Source organism: Streptosporangium canum (assembly GCF_900113865.1).
Lineage (GTDB): Bacteria > Actinomycetota > Actinomycetes > Streptosporangiales > Streptosporangiaceae > Streptosporangium > Streptosporangium canum.
Map to the genome: position 1 here is coordinate 1 of NZ_FOQY01000024.1, position 17,022 is coordinate 17,022.

At 72.5% G+C, this 17,022-nt stretch carries 15 protein-coding genes; 5 read left to right on the plus strand and 10 right to left on the minus strand.

Features of this window, described 5'->3' with window-relative positions; all coding sequences use genetic code 11:
* A partial coding sequence (locus BM085_RS28715) for a serine/threonine-protein kinase (RefSeq protein WP_143121110.1) occupies positions 1 to 1,214 on the minus strand: 1,214 nt, incomplete at its 3' end.
* 77 nt (positions 1,215 to 1,291) lie between these two features.
* A complete protein-coding gene (locus tag BM085_RS28720; protein WP_093890002.1) occupies positions 1,292 to 1,936 on the minus strand; it encodes a pyridoxamine 5'-phosphate oxidase family protein in 645 nt (214 codons plus the stop codon).
* 67 nt (positions 1,937 to 2,003) lie between these two features.
* Between BM085_RS28720 and pdxR the strand changes: the two genes are divergently transcribed.
* Together pdxR and BM085_RS28730 are read left to right on the plus strand one after the other, a co-directional pair.
* Positions 2,004 to 3,476: a MocR-like pyridoxine biosynthesis transcription factor PdxR gene (gene pdxR, locus BM085_RS28725; protein WP_093890003.1), complete on the plus strand. Its 1,473-nt coding sequence runs from the start codon at positions 2,004 to 2,006 to the stop codon at positions 3,474 to 3,476.
* Positions 3,477 to 3,485: 9 nt separating this feature from the next.
* Positions 3,486 to 4,520, plus strand: a complete 1,035-nt coding sequence (locus tag BM085_RS28730) for a phosphotransferase family protein (RefSeq protein ID WP_093890004.1) — start codon at positions 3,486 to 3,488, stop codon at positions 4,518 to 4,520.
* Here BM085_RS28730 and BM085_RS28735 read toward each other — a convergent pair.
* Positions 4,517 to 5,002, minus strand: coding sequence for a TetR-like C-terminal domain-containing protein (locus BM085_RS28735; RefSeq protein ID WP_245789755.1), 486 nt, complete (start codon positions 5,000 to 5,002; stop codon positions 4,517 to 4,519). The two genes, BM085_RS28730 and BM085_RS28735, sit on opposite strands and share 4 nt — an antisense overlap.
* Before the next feature lie 149 nt (positions 5,003 to 5,151).
* Here BM085_RS28735 and BM085_RS28740 point away from each other — a divergent pair, with 149 nt between their 5' ends.
* Complete coding sequence (locus tag BM085_RS28740) at positions 5,152 to 6,327, plus strand: alpha/beta hydrolase family protein (RefSeq protein ID WP_093890005.1); 1,176 nt, start codon at positions 5,152 to 5,154, stop codon at positions 6,325 to 6,327.
* 39 nt (positions 6,328 to 6,366) lie between these two features.
* Here the strand turns inward: BM085_RS28740 and BM085_RS28745 are convergent, their stop codons facing one another.
* The 3 genes from BM085_RS28745 to BM085_RS28755 all read right to left on the minus strand — a co-directional run bounded on the left by BM085_RS28745 (position 6,367) and on the right by BM085_RS28755 (position 10,779).
* Positions 6,367 to 6,789, minus strand: coding sequence for a VOC family protein (locus tag BM085_RS28745; RefSeq protein ID WP_093890006.1), 423 nt, complete (start codon positions 6,787 to 6,789; stop codon positions 6,367 to 6,369).
* Positions 6,790 to 7,105: 316 nt separating this feature from the next.
* Positions 7,106 to 7,504 carry a hypothetical protein gene (locus BM085_RS28750; protein ID WP_093890007.1) on the minus strand — a complete coding sequence of 133 codons (399 nt, stop codon included), beginning with the start codon at positions 7,502 to 7,504 and terminating at the stop codon, positions 7,106 to 7,108.
* Entirely contained in the window at positions 7,501 to 10,779 is a 3,279-nt protein-coding gene (locus BM085_RS28755) for a glycosyltransferase family 2 protein (protein WP_143121111.1), read from the minus strand. Before BM085_RS28755 ends, BM085_RS28750 begins: the two co-directional genes overlap by 4 nt.
* Before the next feature lie 722 nt (positions 10,780 to 11,501).
* Between BM085_RS28755 and BM085_RS43495 the strand changes: the two genes are divergently transcribed.
* Together BM085_RS43495 and BM085_RS28760 are read left to right on the plus strand one after the other, a co-directional pair.
* Positions 11,502 to 11,765, plus strand: coding sequence for a hypothetical protein (locus BM085_RS43495; protein WP_143121112.1), 264 nt, complete (start codon positions 11,502 to 11,504; stop codon positions 11,763 to 11,765).
* 146 nt (positions 11,766 to 11,911) lie between these two features.
* Positions 11,912 to 12,529, plus strand: coding sequence for an RICIN domain-containing protein (locus tag BM085_RS28760; RefSeq protein ID WP_093890009.1), 618 nt, complete (start codon positions 11,912 to 11,914; stop codon positions 12,527 to 12,529).
* Positions 12,530 to 12,552: 23 nt separating this feature from the next.
* Here BM085_RS28760 and BM085_RS28765 read toward each other — a convergent pair whose 3' ends face one another.
* The 4 genes from BM085_RS28765 to BM085_RS28780 form a co-directional block, all read right to left on the minus strand.
* A complete protein-coding gene (locus tag BM085_RS28765) occupies positions 12,553 to 13,602 on the minus strand; it encodes a glycoside hydrolase family 26 protein (protein WP_177245324.1) in 1,050 nt (349 codons plus the stop codon).
* Between the two features lie 219 nt (positions 13,603 to 13,821).
* Positions 13,822 to 14,982, minus strand: coding sequence for a DegT/DnrJ/EryC1/StrS family aminotransferase (locus BM085_RS28770; protein WP_218158856.1), 1,161 nt, complete (start codon positions 14,980 to 14,982; stop codon positions 13,822 to 13,824).
* Positions 14,983 to 15,016: 34 nt separating this feature from the next.
* Positions 15,017 to 16,108 (minus strand): GNAT family N-acetyltransferase, encoded by a 1,092-nt coding sequence (locus BM085_RS28775; RefSeq protein ID WP_093890011.1) that lies wholly within the window; start codon positions 16,106 to 16,108, stop codon positions 15,017 to 15,019.
* Complete coding sequence (locus BM085_RS28780) at positions 16,105 to 17,016, minus strand: glycosyltransferase family 2 protein (protein ID WP_177245325.1); 912 nt, start codon at positions 17,014 to 17,016, stop codon at positions 16,105 to 16,107. The genes BM085_RS28775 and BM085_RS28780 overlap by 4 nt, the downstream gene beginning before the upstream one ends.
* Positions 17,017 to 17,022 lie beyond the last annotated feature (6 nt).

Sequence of the window (17,022 nt, forward strand, 5' to 3'; positions counted from 1 at the left end):
CCGGGCGTCCTGACCGGTGGTTCGGCGGGGGTGGAGGTGGGAGGCAGGGGAGGGGGTTCGACGACCTCGGGGGAGACCGAGGGCGACGCGGAGGGCGACGGCGGCGGTGAGAAGGCAGCCGGGCCGGACGGCTCGGGGGAGGGGGAGGGGGAGGTGGACGGTCCGGCGGCGGCGATCTCGATCCGCTGGACCTCCGGTGGCCGCGCACCGGCCAGCACGTACACGCTGACGCCGCCCGCGATCACCACCAGCCCCGCCCCGGCCGCGACCCCCGCGGCCCTCCTGCGCAGCGTGCCGAGGACGGTGCGGAACAGCGTGGTCCCGGCCGTCGGATCGGGGTCGCGGAGCCGGAACAGCAGCGGCAGCAGCGCGGCCAGCGCGACCAGTTTGCCCCTGCCCCGCTTCTCCCAGTCCTGGCCGTAGGCGGCGACGGCCACGGCCTCCAGCTCGGCCACGAACCCGGCGGCGGTGGCCGGCCGGTCCATCGGGTCCTTGGCCAGCCCCCTGGCCACCAGCTCCCTGAGCGGCTCCGGAACCTCTCCCACCGGGATCGGCGCACGGTGGTGCTGGTGCCGCAGCACGGCCGGATCGATCGCCCGGTACGGCCGGCGCCCGGTCAGGCACTCGAAGAAGACCGCCGTCGCGGCGTACACGTCCGTGGCCGGCGAGGCGGGGCCGCTGGCCCACTGCTCGGGCGCCATATAAGGAGGGGTGCCCGCGGGACGGTCCACCGCCCCGGCCGGCACGGCGATGCCGAAGTCGACCAGTTTGCTGGTGCCGTCCGCCTGGACGAGCACGTTCTCCGGCTTGTAGTCCCGGTGCACCAGGCCGGTCCGGTGGGCGGCGGACAGGCCCATGAGCGAGCCCTTGAGCACGAGGAGGGCCGCCTCGGGCCCGGTCGAGCCGTGCTCGCGGAGCAGCTCCCGCAGGGAGACGGCGTCGACGGCCTCCATGACGATGGCGGCGCCCCCCGCCGCCTCGACGTATTCGTAGAGCCGGACCACGTTGTCGTCGGCCAGCTCCACCAGGAGCCTGGCCTCGGCCCGGAACCGGGCGAGGAAGTCCGGATCCCGCCTGAGCCGCTCGGACAGGTATTTGATCGCGACCTGGACGCCCGACCCGTCGTGCCGGGCGAGGATCACCCGGCCGCCGCCGCCCGCGCCGAGCTCCCTCAGCTCGGTGTAGCCGGGGAGGTGCCATCCACTGACCGTCATCGCCGCCCTCCAGCGTTCCGAGTGAAGGTCCTCCCCATGAGACGTGCGCCCCGCGGTCCGGGTTGGCCGGATCGGGCTTACCGAATGGATATGGTTCGGGAGGCGATGTGCGGCGGTACGTCCAGGTCCATGATCGAGGCGGGGTCGGCCTCGGGGGCGCCCCAGGACGAGTGGAGCGGCAGGACCCCCGCCCAGACGGGCAGGGCGTAGTCCTCCTCCTCGTCGACCGGCGGCCCCTGCCGTATCTTCACCGACGCCTCGGCCAGGGAGAGGGCGAGCACGGCGGTCGCGGCGAGCTCCTTCCTGTTCGGCGGGCGCGCGGCGCTCCACTGGCCGGGGGCGAGCTGCTCGGTGATCGCGCGCAGACCGGCCAGGCGCTCCTCGTCGTCCTCGACGAGGCGGGGGCGGCCGTAGATCATGGCGGAGCGGTAGTTGACCGAGTGGTGGAAGACCGAGCGGGCCAGCACGACGCCGTCCACGTGGGTCACCGTGACGCAGACCTCGCCGGTGCCGCGCAGGGACCTGGAGCCGGTGGATCCGTGCAGGTAGAGGGTGTCGTCGATCCGGCCGTAGCCGGTGGGGACCACCATCGGGGAACCGCCGGCCACGACGCCCAGGTGGCAGATCAGCCCGGCGTCCAGCACCGCGTACAGGTCCTCGCGGTCGGTCCGGGCCCGTTCCTTCGAGCGGCGGAGAGTGGTGCGGGGAGTCGGAGAGAGCATGGCTCTAACCTAGGAAGAAGTGGACATCGAGCACACATCCACTTCCTGTCGCTTCCGGGGGACCACTTTGCCGCGCACCTACGTCGACCTGCCCGTCTCGCTCGACCGCGGGGCTCCCGTGGCCCTCACCGTCCAGCTCGGCGACCGGCTCCGTACCGCCATGCGCGACGGCACCCTCAAATCCGGCGAGCGCCTGCCCTCCACCCGCGCCCTGGCCCGCCAGCTCTCCATCAGCCGCACCGTCGTCACCGAGGCATACCAGCAGCTCTACGCCGAGGGCTGGCTCGACGGCCGCCACGGCTCCGGCACCTACGTGGCCGACCTGGTCATCCACGCCCCCGTCACGGCGCGGAGCGGCTCCGCCGTATCCGGTTCCGTGCCCGCCCTCGCCGGGGGCGGGTCCGCGCCGTCCGGCGGCCCGGCCGTACCGCTCCCGGCCGGCGCGTGCGGGCGCGGCGAGCGGGTGATCGATCTGCGGCCCGGACACCCCTGGGTCCGCGACTACGACCAGGCGGCCTGGCGCAGGGCGTGGCGGAAGGCCGCCGATCTGCCGCCGGGGGACAGGTCCGACCCCTACGGCGTCCCGAGGCTCCGCGAGGCCCTGGCCGAGCACCTCCGCAGGACCCGGGCGATCGCCGTCGGCCCGGAGGACATCATGGTCACCCGGGGCACCGGCAACGGCCTCGACCTCGTCGCCGCCACGCTGCTGAGCGCCGGGGACCGGGCGGGCGTCGAGGACCCCGGCTACCGGGTCGCCAGGAACGTCTTCGCCGCGCGAGGCGCCGAGATCGTGCCCTGCCCGGTCGACGAGGACGGTGTCGTCGTCGACGGGCTCCCCGACGACCTGCGCGTCCTCTACACCACCCCCGCCCACCAGTACCCCCTGGGGGGACGGCTGCCCATCTCGCGAAGGGAACGCCTTCTGGACTGGGCCCGCCGTACCGGGGCGATCATCGTGGAGGACGACTACGACGCCGAGTTCCGCTACGACGTCGCCCCGCTGCCCGCGCTCCACGGTCTCGACCCGGACCGGGTGGTCCTGCTCGGCACGCTGTCCAAGTCCCTCGCCCCCGACATCGGCGTCGGCTGGCTGGTCGCCGCGCCGGACCTGCTCACCGCCATCGTCGCAACCCGCCAGGATCTGAGCGACCGCACCAGCGGCCCGGCCCAGCAGGCGGTGGCCGTCATGATGGAACGGGGCGACCTGGACCGCCACCTGCGCCGCATGCGGCTGGAGTACGCCCGCCGCCGCGCCGCAGTCGTGGACGTCCTCGGCCCCCTGGTCACCGGCGACACCGCGGGGCTGCACGTCATGGTCGAGCTCCCCGGCGAGATCATCCCGTCCCTCCTGGAGGAGGCGAGGGAGCGCGGCGTGCTGCTGGATTCGACGTTGGACCGGCACCACCACGGAGAGGTGCGCAGGCACGGGCTGGTGATCGGATACGGCTCCGCCTCGCTGGCCGAGGTCAGGCAGGGGGTCGCGGTGGTCGCCGAGCTGATCGGTCCCCGGCTGGCGGATGAAAGCCGAGTGGCGTTCTAATGGTGGGCTATGAGCACGCCTGGTATCAACTGGTCCCGCCTGGTCGCCTGGATGGCGGCCAACGTCGCCGAGGTGGGGGAGCCCACCGGCGTCTCCCTCATCTCCGGAGGCAGGTCCAACCTGACCTACCGGATCGAAACGCAGGCCCGTCCCCTGGTGCTGCGCCGCCCCCCTCTCGGCCACGTCCTGCCCACCGCCCACGACATGCGCCGGGAGTGGCGGGTCATCTCGGCGCTGGCGGAGACGGAGGTGCCGGTGCCCGAGCCGGTGGCGCTCTGCACCGACGAGGACGTGATCGGCGCGCCCTTCTACCTGATGGGGCACGTCGAAGGCGCGGCCGTCCGCAGCCGTGACGAGACGGAGCTGTCACCGTCCCAGGCCAGGACGCTGTCGGAGCGGCTCGCCGAGGTGCTCGCGGCCGTCCACGCCGTGGACTACGGCGCGGTCGGCCTGGGCGACTTCGGCCGCCCCGACGGCTACATGGCCCGCCAGCTCGAACGCTGGGGCCAGCAGTGGACGCGTTCGAAGACCCGTGAGCTCCCCGAGTACGACCGGCTCGCCGCCCGCCTGCTGCGGCGCCTGCCCGACCGCTCCCCGGCCACCCTCCTGCACGGGGACTACCGGCTCGACAACACCCTGGTACGGCTGGCGCCGGGCGCCGACCCCGAGATCCGGGCGGTGGTCGACTGGGAGATGTCGACCCTGGGAGACCCGATCGCCGACCTGGGCCTCACCCTGACCTACTGGCAGGACCCGGGAGACGCCGAGCGCTCCTCCATCCCGCTGGCGGGCGACATCACGCTCACCCCGGGTTTCCTCGACACCGGGGAGTTCGCCGAGCACTACGCCCGGGTGTCCGGGGCGGACCTGACCGACCTGGACTTCTACGTGGCGTTCGGGAACTTCAAGCTGGCGGTCATCGTCGAGGGGATCCACGCCCGCTTCATGCAGGGCAAGACCGTCGGTGAGGGCTTCGAGCACGTCGGCGCCTCCGTGCCGACGCTGATCGCGAGGGCGCACCGGGCGCTCGACGGGCGCGGCTAGGCGCCCGGACCGGCCGGCCCGGGGAACCCACCGGCGGGCGGGGGCTCGGCGAAGGCGCCGGCGGACGCGGCGAGGGCGGCGGTCCTGGCCGCGTGGTCGGGCAGGTGCGGGTCGGGTGGCGTGCGGAGAAGCACCAGCTGGTGGTAGAGCGGCGCGGTGGCGGCGATGAGCAGTCGCCGCGCGTCGGTGCGCGGCGGCAGTTCGCCGCGCCGGACGGCTCGGCTGACGATGATCTCGCAGCGGGCGTACCGGTCCTCCCAGAGCCGCCGCTGGGCGCGGTCGGCCTGCTCGGAGCGGAACGAGGCGGCGATCAGGGCCGCGACGATCGGCGGCTGGGCGGTCAGGGCCGCCTGGATCTCATGGTTCAGCGCCGCCAGGTCGCCTTGCAGGGAGCCGGTGTCCGGGGGTTGCCAGTCGTCGTCGCCCGCCGCGTCGAGGACGTCGGCGAGCAGGCCGCCGACGTCGCCCCAGCGCCGGTACACCGTTGCGCGGTGCACGCCCGCGCGGGCCGCGACGGCCGCCCCGTCCTCGGCAGCAGCGCCCGCACTTCGAGGACGCCGGCGAAAAGACAGGGGTGGCCCCTGACTTTCGTCAGTGTCGACCGCCATGAACGGGTCAGTACGGTCCGATCATGACCAGAATCGCCCGCGGCGTCCTAGCCGCTCTGCTTGCCGCCACTCTGCCGATCAGCGCGGTGGCCACGACGTTCGCCGCGCCCGCGGCCGCCGAGAGATCCGCGCCCGTCGCCGGGACCCGGCTCGCGCTGCCCGTCCCGACGGGGCCGAACGCGGTGGGCCGCAGCACGCTGCATCTCGTTGACAAGGACCGCCGGGACCCCTGGGTGCCCAAGGCGGGTGCGCGGGAGCTGATGGTGTCGATGTTCTACCCGGCCCGCCGGGGATCGGGCCGAGCCGCGCCCTACATGGGCACCGAGGAGGCCCGGCTGCTGCTCAAGTTCCAGAAGCTGGACAGAGCGGTCCCCGCCGAGAAGGTGCACGCCGTCCGCACGAACGCGCGCGCCGACGCCCGGCCCGCCGTCGGCAGGCACCCGCTGGTCGTGCTGTCTCCCGGTTTCACGCTGCCGCGCGCCACCCTCACCCTGGTCGCCGAGGACCTGGCCAGCAGGGGATACGTCGTCGCGGCGGTCGACCATGCCTACGAGTCATCCGGTACGGCCTTCCCCGGCGGGCGGATGACCACCTGCGTCGCCTGTGAGCGGGTCGAGGACGACAACCGGGGCATCGGCACCGTCGCCACGGGCCGCGCCAAGGACGTGTCATTCGTCCTCGACGAGCTGACCGGCCGCCATCCGGCCTGGAAGCACGCCAAGATGATCGACCGCAACCGGATCGGCATGGCCGGGCACTCCATCGGCGGCAACAGCGCCGCGCGGACAATGGAGACCGATCGCCGGGTGCGGGCCGGGGTGAACATGGACGGCACGTTCTTCGCCCCCGTGCCCGCCTCCGGTCTGGACGGCCGCCCCTTCATGATGCTCGGTACCGATTCCCTGCACCGACCGGGCGGCAAGGACAAGTCCTGGGACCGGGACTGGGCGCGCCTGGACGGCTGGAAGCGCTGGCTGACCGTGGCCGATTCGGGGCACTTCACCTTCATCGATCTGCCGGTGCTCGGCGGCCAGCTCGGCCTGACCACTCCCGAGGCGCCGCTGTCCGGCCGGCGCTCGGGAGAGATCACGCGTGACTATGTCGGCGCCTTCTTCGACCTGCACCTGCGGGGTATCCCGCAGCCCCTGCTCGACGGGCCTTCGACGGCCAATCCCGAGGTCACGTTCCAGAACCCCTGACCGCGTTCATGCCCAGAGGGCCCGGCCTCGCCGGCCGGGTCAGCCGTTGTAGGGAGCGGTGACGTCCAGGACCCAGGTGACGCCGAAGCGGTCGGTGAGCATGCCGTACAGCGGCGCCCACTGTGCGGCCTCCAAGGGGCGCACCACCGTCGAGCCCTCCGACAGCGTCTGCCACAGGGCGCTGATCTCGTCGGCGTCGTCACCGCGCACAGAGACGAAGAAGGGGTTCTCGCCCTGGTTCCAGGGCAGATGGGAGGGCACGTCGTAGGCCATGACGTGGAATCCGTTGTCCCCGGCCACCTCGCCCCACATCACCCAGTCCGCCTCGTTCTCGTGCTGCGTGGTGCCTGCGTCCTTGTAGGTGACGGCCACGGTGTGTCCGCCGAAGACGGACTGGTAGAAGTCCAGCGCCTGACGCGCGTCGCCCCGGAAGTTCAGGTGGGTGGTGGTCGTGACGGGCATGACTGCTCCTTGCTTTCGGTTCGTCGAATGTGCGCCGCCGCGCTGAAACCCGGGCGCGGTGCGGCGGCGAGGCCACCGTGACCTGGGGCATTGCTCCCCGGTGGCATTGATCCCACCATCGCAGAGGTAGCGGACAGGTTGTGGCCTGTACTGCGGGCGGAATGATGGACACGCACAGAACGTCCTCGCGACCGCTCGCGCTGCTCTCACTGCTCCGGACGCGTCCTGACCGGTCCGGCGAGGACCTCGCCGAGCGGCAGGAGCCGACCGACGGAGTATCGGCGAAACCACCATCCGCCCGACCGTTCAGGGCCGGCTAGTGTGCGCGCCCGGTGGGGCCGCGCCGGGCGCGCCGCGCGGTGAGCAGCGCGGTGAGCAGCGCGCCCAGGGCCGCCGCCGAGGTGACGGCGGCCAGCGCCGTCACCGCCGCGGGCACGGTGAACGTGCCGCTCAGGAAGAACGCCTCGCTCACGATCACGCCCGCCGAGACGCTGAGCGCCACCGTCAGCGCCACGCTCTCCATGGCGTCCCCCGTGTGGTCGCGGCGGCCGAGCAGGGGGCGGGCCAGGGCCAGCAGGGCGGCGCCCGGACAGGTGAGCAGGAAGGCCACCGACACGGTGACGCGCAGCGGTCCGGCACCCGCGACCTGCGTCACGAGCAGCGCGAGCCACCCGGACGCGGCGAGCAGCAGCAGAGGCAGGCGTGAGGTGTTCATCGGGTCCCCGGGACGAGTTCGTAGACGACGCCGCCGGAGTTGCGCGCCAGCACCCTGAAACGGCCCGACGCGGCGACCTCCCGGCCCAGCCGGTCGACCGTCCCCGGCGGGAAGATCCCCGCGGTCTCGGTGGCGCTCCGCTGCGCGCGGTTGAGCACCAGGTACGACCTGGCCCCCGGCGGCACCTTCGACATGAGGCCGACCAGTGACGGCAGCGGATCGCGGACCAGCTCCGGCAGGGTGGGAACATGCCGCGGCAGACCCCGTACGGCGGTGCGCGACGGCGGCAGCTCGTCCAGCCAGGTGTGCTCGTAGCGCTCGTAGTAGTCGTAGGCCGCGGGGAGGAAGAACGTGGGCGCCACGATCAGCGAGCCGGACGGCGCCACCCGATGGACCTCCCGGACGAGCCGGACCTCGTCCGCGGTGAAGTAGTTCGACTGCTCCTTGCCGTAGTTGCCGAAGAAGAAGCCCGTGACCATGAGCAGCAGGACAGGGAGCAGGACCAGCGCGCGGACCCAGGCCCGGCGGGAGGGCAGGAAGAAAGCCGCGGCCAGGAACGCCGTCAGCGGCAGCGTGAAGAGGTAGACACGGAAGATGATCTCACCGCCGTAGCTCCCCGCGGCGAGGAACAGCAGGGGGCTCAGCCCGATCACGAGAAGGGGCAGTCCCGACCGCCTGAGCCACCCGCGGCGTACGGCGGCGCCGGCGAAGGCCAGCAGCCACACCCCGCCGGAGAGGGCGCGATCGGCGTAGGCGACGATCACCTGACCGGGGGAGACCGAGCCGAGGGTGATGAAACCGTCGTCCAGATTGCCGCCCGCGTCGCCGAGCGAGGCGACGATGTCGCCGAACCTGCTCTCCAGAAGCCGCCAGGCGGCGACGGCGTCCCAGGTCGCCACGGCGAGGCCGGTGACGAGCAGGATGCCCAGGTTCCGGTGCCGCCGCAGCAGGAACAGGGCGACGAGCCCGGCCGTCAGCACCAGCGGCGTGAGCTGGTGGGACGAGGCGATCGCGACGATCGGGACGACCAGCACGCACGTCCAGACCAGGCGGGTGAAGACGCCGGAGACGGGCGGGGGCTCCGCGGCCAGCCCTCGCGGATCGTCGCCCGTCCGGACCGGCCCCCGCCGGAAGCGCCGCACCACGACCGCGAGGACGGTCAGGTACAAAACCAGCGTGGTGGCCTGGGGGGAGAAGTAGTCCTGCCCGACCCAGGAACAGGAGAAGTAGACCCATACCGCGCCCCAGACCAGCTGGCGGTTGCGTGTCACCGTCCGGAAGAGCAGCAGCAGCGGCAGGAGGATCGCGGCGTTGAAGGCGGCCGGTCCCCAGACGGCGATGCCCAGCGCGTCGTCCAGCCCGGCCATCTCCGTCATCATGGAGAAGAAGGAGAAGAATCCGGGCCACTGGTGATAGGCGGACAGCGGCCCGACCTCCGGGTCGGTCGCGCCGTGCCGGATCAGGTAGTCGATGACCGAGACGTGTTTCCAGGCCCACGAGTAGCGCAGGGACGGATACAGCAGGGCGGGCGTCGCGTGCAGCACGGCGATCAGCGCCAGCACGTATCCCGCGTGCCAGAGTTCGAGGGCACGCCGGTCGCCGAGCAGGGCGACGAACCCGACGACCAGGACCACGACCGCGCCCCAGAAGGCGGCGGGCAGGACGGTGAGCAGCCCCAGATCGGTCATCCGGTCGAGGTCGACCTGACGCAGTGACAGCCCCCAGAGCACGACGGCGACCGGCAGCGCCGTACGGGAGAGGAACCACGTCCAGGCGCTCGCCCGCCGGGCCGTCCCGTCGGTCCGCGTCGCGCGCAGCCGCTCGGCCGCGTAGCCGGCGCGGGCCGCCACCAGGCCGAGGAGCATGACCAGCAGGGCCTTCCAGCCCTTGACGTCGACCGGCCCGGTGAAGGTGACCGCGCGGAACACGGCCCTGGGCAGCCCTTTCCTGACCGGGGACAGGTGGGCCCGCAGCCCCTCCCGCCCAGCGGCCCGCTGCGGGACGCCGGCCTGTGATCGGCCCTCGGCCGCGCACCGGGCCAGGAAACAGGACAGCCGGGCCTGGTGCGCGGGCACGTCCAGCCGCACGATCGCCGAGGGTTGGTGGAGCAGTTTCGCGTCGGGGCGCAGCTTCCGCAGCCGGGAGCGGAGCTCGGTCGCCGCCCCACCGGCGGGCCCGGTCACGACGCCGGGCCGCCGGCCGGGCCTCTCCGGGAAGCCGTCCGCGTTCTCCGGGAAGCCGCCCGCCTCGGCGAGCGCCGCACGGCGGAAGGACAGCGCGCCGCCGTACAGGTCGTCGATCTGGCCCGTCTCCGCGGGGGAGCCGGTGCACGGCACCCCCAGCACCCACGCCAGCTCGGCGGGGAACCAGTCGGGCTTGCCCGTGCTCCAGCGCACCGCGACCCGGCCGCGCACCCCGATCACGTCGTCGTCGGCGTAGGGCGCCAGCAGGGACTCCGTCCACCCGGGGCCGGGAGAGGAGTCGTCGTCGAGAAAGGCGACCACGTCGCCCCGCGCGCTCGCCAGCCCCAGGTTCCGCGCCGCGGCCGGGCCGGCGACCTCCTGGTTGTGCACGACCACGACGCCGTCGAGCGTGGCTTCGGCCCACGCGACCAGCTCGGGGCCGTCCTCGACGACCAGCACGATCTCCTCCGGCGCCGGCCGCTGGGCCCGTAACGCCTCGACGATGACGGGAAGGCGGGCACGTGAGCCGGGGGAACCGCCGACGATGACGACCGACAGGGACGGTCCGGCGGCCTTCCCGGCGGGAGGCGCCTCGTCGCGCATGGGGATGCGCCAGGTGATGACGGCCGAGATGTCCTCGACAGGCGGCGGGGCGGTCGTCGTGTCGTCGGCGATCGCGCTGTCCGCCGTCTTTTCCGCGGCGTCGGGCCGGACGCGTCGGATGGGCGTGGTGGGGGAGTCGTCGGCCTTCTCCTGGGGGGCCGCTCCGGCGGTTCTCCCGAGGCGCCCGGTCTCCTCGGAGCCGGCGGCCCCGGCGAGATCTTCGGGCGTCCCGGGGGCGACGGCCGGATCTTCGGGCGTCCCGGGGGCGACGGCCGGATCTTCGGGCGTCCCGGGGGCGACGGCCGGATCTTCGAGCGTCCCGGGGGCGGCGGCCGGATCTCCGGGATCGTGCGGCTCTCCCGAACCCTCGGGGACCCGGGGTCTCAGGGGGCGGTCGCCTCCGGGGAGCGGGGCCGGGGTGGAGGCCGGTCGTCTCATCGGGCGGGTGATCGATCCGTCGATCACCTCTTCGGCCTCCCTGCCCTCCACGCGCATCCTTTCCTGGTTTGGTCGATGCGAATGTCTGGCGCTGACTTTACTCCGCGGGATTCCTCCCCGCCCCCTGTCGGCTGAGGCCTTTGCCAGAGGGGGCCCGCACTGTTCCGCACTGTTCGGAACAGCAATGATCTTGCGGCCTCTTCCGTTTATCGCGCACTATCTATCTTGTTTCTCTCCATTCGGCGGCATGTCGCTCTTAGGGCATAAAGCGGAGGTTTCATCTGAAGGGATCGTCCACACGGGGGCGTGCCGGGGCTCTGCTCGCCGCCACCGTCGGCGCATGGGCGACGGCGGCGGTGCCGCAACCGGCGACTGCGGCGGTCACGGGGCCACCGCCGCAGGCGTCTTCGTTCGATCGGAGATGCCGGGCGCGGACCCCTGGCTTCGGCCATGGGGGTACGTCCGGTGCGGGAAGGCGCTCCAGCGCCTGAGCGTGCCTTGACCGGAACGGGCTGCGGCAGCGCACCATGCGCTGGTACGGTCGGTCGCGGTCGAACACGTGAGCGATAGCCAAGCTCGCGGCTTTGGCCGTTACTCACCGCCGGGAGGGCGGAGCCCGCGTCACTCGGAACGGGATCGTGGGCTGGGGCGTGGAAACCCGGGTAAACGGGGCCGGAAGGTGAATCGCCAAGCAACAGCGTCGCGACCGTGCGCAAAGCCGCACGGTTGGGACGGCTGGAATCCCCGGATTCATCCCTGGGGAGCGCTTCAAGATGAACATCGCCATGCACGATGCGGACTGGCCAGCCGCACCGAGGACCTGTCTGCCCAGGATCACGCAGCGGAATTCGAACGACTCGATCGAGGCGACCATGGACGCCGCCGCGCACGGCGTCCTGGAAAGCCTTTCCCCGACTCTGTTTCGCCCGGCTCTGCTTCTCCCGATTCCGCTTCTCCCGGCCCCGCTTCCTCCGGTCGTGATGCCGCCGGTCCGCCTTTTTCCGGTTCCGATCCATCCAAATTTCGGGCAGACCTGAATTCCCGCGACCTTGCCTCCGCCGGATCGGATTCCCGCATACGCGAATTCACCGGATCGAATTCCCGCGACCTTGACCCCGTCCCGGATCCCGCAGGTCCGGGTCCCGTCGTCCCGGCGGGGCGGCCGTGGTGGCGACGGCCCCCGGTGGCGGTGGTGGTCGCGGGGATCGCGGCGGTGCTGGTCGTGATCAGCGTCACGGTGGCGGCCCTGGAGGGCGCCCTGGCGACCGGTCCTCCGGCGGTGCGGACGCCGGACCCCGTATCGGCGGGATCCGTGCTCGCCGACGGCCGGTACCGCATGGTCCCCTCCCATGTCGCCGATCGCGACCTGTGCGTGGGAGAGGGACGTGAGCGCAACGGCCGTACCACCCGGGAGCTGGCCGTCCAGCGGCCCTGCCGAGGGGTTTCCCCCGACACCTACATGACGGCCGTCGGGCGCGACATCTACCAGATCGAGTGGCACCACCCCGTCCACGGCGTCGGCTGCCTGACGGTCGACCAGGCGGCCGGCGGTGCCGAGGCCCTGATCGGACCGGCGGACTGCACCGGGGCCGCCCACCAGCGCTTCCTCCTGGAGCGGGCCGGTCCGCGAGCGTCCGGCGGTTTCGTGCTCCGGCCGGTGCACAGCAGCCTGTGCGTCGGCGCCCTGTACGGCGTGGCCGACGTGGACGTCGGGGCCGAGCTGGCCCAGCAGACCTGCACCGGCCAGGCCGACCAGGTCTTCCTCTTCCGCCCCGCCCCGGAGCCGGGATCGGGCGGATAGGCGCCCGGTCCCGGCTCCTCTCCTCAGCCGGCCGGCTGCGAGGCCATGGGCTGCCGGAAGTAGGGATCCCTGCCCGCCTCGGCGAACGATTCCAGGACACCCGGGCCGGTGAGGGAGAAGTCGCAGTTGTCCGCGTCGGTGTTGTTCCACTGGACGATCGCCTTGAGGTTGGGCATCGCCTTCATCGCCTCGGGGATGTCGCGGTACCACTCGGCGCGCGCGGAGGTGTCGTTCTGGTGGCTCTCCGTGCCGTACTCGGCGAGGATCAGCGGCTTGGCGGCGAAGCCGTTCTGCTGGAACCACTCGTAGGTCGGCTGCACGGTCTCCTTGAAGTCCTGCCAGGCGGCGCCGCGGCAGATCGCGAAGTTGTAGGGGTCGTAGCTGATCCAGTCGACGTAGTCGTCACCCGGGTAGTAGGCCTTCCACCGGTCCCGGAACGGGTAGTAGCCGGTGACGCCCCAGACCCAGAGCGCGTTGGCCGCGCCCGCCTGCCGGAAACCGTCGACGATGCGCTTGTACGCCGCGATGTACTCGGCCGGGGTCTGGCCGCTCTCGTCGCGGTCCTTCTCCCCGTCGAAGCCGACCAGGACGGGTTTGCCGTACTCCCTCACCCGGGCGGCCTGGTCGGCGATCGCCCGGTCGTAGTGCCCGGCCGCGATGTCGCGCCAGGCGATGTCGACGTCCTCGTCCCAGATCCGCGACTCCCAGCCGAGGAACAGGATGCGGTCGGCGCCGAGATCGCTCTCGTCGTCGCGGAGGAACCGCCCGGCGTCGCTGTTGGACATGTCGTGGTAGCTGATGGTGATGTCGAGCCTGCGCCCGATCTTCTGCTCCATCGCGGTCACGTCGGGAACCAGCCTGCGGTCGCCGTCCGGCGGCACGTGCATGCCCCACCAGGCTCCGCAGGGCGGCACGAGCTTGGAGGTCGGGGCGCACGATCCGGGCGTGCTCCGGGCCCCCGGCACCACCGGCGCCCCGCTGCCCGAGGTCTGCCGTCCGGAGGAGGTGCACGCGTAGATGCTCGTCGTGGCCATGAGGGCGCCGGCCAGACCGATGAGAATCCATCGCGACACCGAGAGCTTCCCCGCCGTCCGGACGGGCCTTCTCTTACCGGGCAGAGTCATGTGATCATCCAGGCGTCTGGTGCCGGCAGACCGGTTATGGCCAACATGGGGCGCGACTTTCCGCTTGTTTGAATTTTAATTAATTTTTCTACCGGATCGTCGCTGCCGACGGCTATGGTTCGCATAAGGAGAAGCGTCGTCGTCACAGACGGATCACTGTCCGTGACCTTACGCGTTCCGTTCCGGTTCGGTGGCCGGACGGACATTCAGCCTGGTCAGCAGCGTGGCGACACGTTCGGCGCGGAGCGGGTCCACCGGGAGCACGTGGCCCGTCCACCAGCGCGCGATCTCGGGGGTGGGGCCGGGCGCGAGGAGGTCCAGATAGTCGTCCAGCGGCGGGTCGTAGATGAATCCGGGCACGACGCCGTACCGCTCCAGGCGGGCGACGACCTCGTCACGGTCCTCGACCATCAAGGGGACGCGCAGCAGCGGCTGGGGCGGCGCCTCACGCACGCCCCGCGCCGCCCAGGGCAGGCCGCGGAGCAGCTCGACGCCCGCGAGCCTCCGTTCCCGCTCCCGGTCGACCACCCGGAAGCGGGAACGGAGATAGCCGCGCAGCAGCGGCCCCTGCCGCACCCTCCAGTCGTCGAGGTCGATCCTCATCCAGTAGTCGAGCGCGGTGAGGCCCGCCGCCGGTTCCAGGGCGGCCCGCAGCTCCTCCTCCCGGGGAGCGTGGCGGTGTCCGGTCCACTCGATCACGCCGAGCGCCCGCAGCGTCCGCCACACCGGCCGGACCAGCCCGGTCCGGTAGACCGTCTCCCGCAGCATCGGGCGGAGCGTGCCGAGCACCTGCCCGCGCACCCCGCCGTCGAGCAGCAGCCCGTCACGCAGCCCGGCCAGCTCCGGCAGCTCGCAGGGATTCTCCACGGCGAGGAACCCGCCGGACATCGCCCTGCCGTGCTTGGCCAGGCTGAACACCCCCGCCGTGCCGAAGGTGCCCGCCGGGCGGCCGTCCACCGTCGTCAGCATGGCGTGCGCGGCGTCGTCGATCAGGATCAGTCCACGGCGGTCGCACTCGGCCCGTAGCTCGCCGACCCGGTCGGGCTGGCCGTACAGGTGCGTGGTGAGGACGCCGGACAGGCCGCTCCAGTCCACCCGGGACGGGTCGATGTTGCCGTCGAGGGCGGACACCGGCGCGATGACCGGCCGCAGGCCCGCCGCGAGCGCGACGAACAGCACGGTCTCGCAGTTGGTTGGGGCGATCAGCACCCGGTCGCCCGCCTCGAACCAGTGCCGCAGGGCGAGATAGAGCCCGAACCGGGCCGAGGGCACGTGAAGGCACGCGGCGCCGACGCGGTCACGCATGATCGACTCAAGCGCGGCGCTCATCGGGCACTCATCCGAGTGCGCTCAAACGCGGCGCTCATCGGGCCCTCATCCGGGTCCGCAGGCCGCCGTAGCGCTTCATGGCCCGGTCGGCCGCGCCGTACAGGGCCGGGGTGTCGAGGATGAACTGCCGTACCCGCCGGACCGGCGCGCTGCGCAGCCAGTGCGCCGCCGCGCCCGCCGACCGCCGCCGCACGCATCCCTCCGTCACCGGCTCGCCCCGGCTGCGCAGCGCCTCCTTGTACTCCGAACCGGTGCCGACCCCGAGGTCCATCGACCGGATCCCGGCCGCCGCGGCCGCCTCGGCCATCCTCAGGTGCTGGATCAGGCCGGGGGAGTATCTGGCGAAGGCCGGGTCGTAGGCGGGGAACCAGCCGACCAGGGTCGTGTCCGAGCGCAGGCCGAAGTGGCCCGCCACCGGCCTGCCGTCGCAGTAGAGCATCGACAGCGGGCCCGCGAAGTCGGCGGTGTCGATCGCGTGCAGCCGCTCGGCGAGCTCGACCACCCACGGCCTGCCGAACCGGTCCGGGCGGCCCATCCGCAGGTACTGCTCCGACTTCCAGCGGCGCAGCAGGCGGAACTGCTCCTCGTCGCGGACCGCGAAGCCGAAGGTGAGCTCGCCGGCGTCGCGGCCGAGCTTGCGCTCCTTGTAGAGGGTGGACTTGAGGAACTTGGGGGAACGCTCGCGCAGCCCTTCAAGGTAGGCCGGGTAGCCGCCGGCGAGGTCGAGGACGACCGCCTCCTGGCGCAGGACCTCGTACGGCTGGAACCACGGCTGCCCGGCGACCACGCAGCCGAACTCCCACACGTGCAGTCCGCAGCCCCTGAGCAGGGCCTGCGCGCCGAACTCCGCGCCGGGCGCGTGGACCACCCCCTGGCAGAGCGACACCCAGGCGCCCAGCGCGGCGCCCACCCCGCCGGAGTGCCGTTCGAAGGGGAAGAAACCGACCGGCCCGCTCCCCTCGGAGATCACCGCGACCCGCGCCCCGGTGCTGACCTCACCCATCGCGATCACGAAGTCGGGGCTGAGGAACGGGTTGGCCAGGCGCGGGGTGGCGCGCTGCATCGCGCGCCAGGCCGTGACCTCGGCCGGGCCGAGCTCCCCCGGCCGGATGACGTCGATCCTCATATGCCCCGGCCCATCCGGTGCAGCCGGCCGACGATCGCCCCGGCGGGCACCCCGGCGGTGACGGCCAGCGCCAGGTAGGCGCGGGGTTCCCAGGGACGTCGCCGCACGGTCCGGCCGATCCAGCGCAGGGCCTGCGAGCCGCGCCCCAGAGCGGCCTCGGCGAAGGCGATCTTCCCGGCCAGCTGGGCGTAGCCGCCCGGTGCCCCCGCGAACTCCGGATACCGCTCCAGCATCCAGCGCAGCGCCGAGGAGATCGTCTCGCTGGACTCGACGACGGAGAAGTGGGAGGCGTTGTGCAGCCTGACCCGCACCCCCGTCCCGGCCAGGTTGGTGATCGGTCCGTACCGGGCGGCCCGCAGCAGCAGCTCGTAGTCCTCGCCGTACCCGCCGGGCAGCTCCTCGCTGACCAGTCCGAAACCGTCGACCAGCGCCTCGCGGCGCATCAGGTAGGTGGAGGGATGCATCGAGGGGAGCTGCCCGCGCAGCAGGTCCCGCAGGGTCACCGTCGGCGCGGTCACGCATCTGGCGAAGGCGACCTCGTCGTTGAACAGCTCGATCCCGCAGGTCGCGAAGTGGCCGGCGCCGAGCGCGGTCACCTGTGACCGGAGCCTGTGCGGCAGCCACAGGTCGGTGTCGTCGCAGAAGGCGACCAGCTCGCCGTCGTCGAGGAGCACACCGGTGTTGCGGGCCCCGGCGATCCCCGGGCTCCGCGTGTTCGCGGTCACCACGACCCGGCGGCCCGGGGTGTCGAGGGCGAACGACCCGTCCGGCGGGCTCTGGTCGAAGACGGTGACACAGGTCAGATCGCCCGGATAGTCCTGGCCGAGGATCGAGTCGATCGTCTCCTGGAGCAGCCCGGTGCGGTTGCGGGTCGGGATCACCACGCTGATCGCCGGCCAGTCGTCCACGGCGGG

Excerpts from the sequence above, each read along its gene's own strand:
- BM085_RS28720 (WP_093890002.1), bottom strand. The coding sequence starts at position 1,936 with ATGCTCTCTCCGACTCCCCGCACCACTCTCCGCCGCTCGAAGGAACGG.
- BM085_RS28730 (WP_093890004.1), top strand. The coding sequence starts at position 3,486 with ATGAGCACGCCTGGTATCAACTGGTCCCGCCTGGTCGCCTGGATGGCG.
- BM085_RS28740 (WP_093890005.1), top strand. The coding sequence starts at position 5,152 with ATGACCAGAATCGCCCGCGGCGTCCTAGCCGCTCTGCTTGCCGCCACT.
- BM085_RS28745 (WP_093890006.1), bottom strand. The coding sequence starts at position 6,789 with ATGCCCGTCACGACCACCACCCACCTGAACTTCCGGGGCGACGCGCGT.
- BM085_RS28750 (WP_093890007.1), bottom strand. The coding sequence starts at position 7,504 with ATGAACACCTCACGCCTGCCTCTGCTGCTGCTCGCCGCGTCCGGGTGG.
- BM085_RS43495 (WP_143121112.1), top strand. The coding sequence starts at position 11,502 with ATGAACATCGCCATGCACGATGCGGACTGGCCAGCCGCACCGAGGACC.
- BM085_RS28770 (WP_218158856.1), bottom strand. The coding sequence starts at position 14,982 with ATGAGCGCCGCGCTTGAGTCGATCATGCGTGACCGCGTCGGCGCCGCG.
- BM085_RS28775 (WP_093890011.1), bottom strand. The coding sequence starts at position 16,108 with ATGAGGATCGACGTCATCCGGCCGGGGGAGCTCGGCCCGGCCGAGGTC.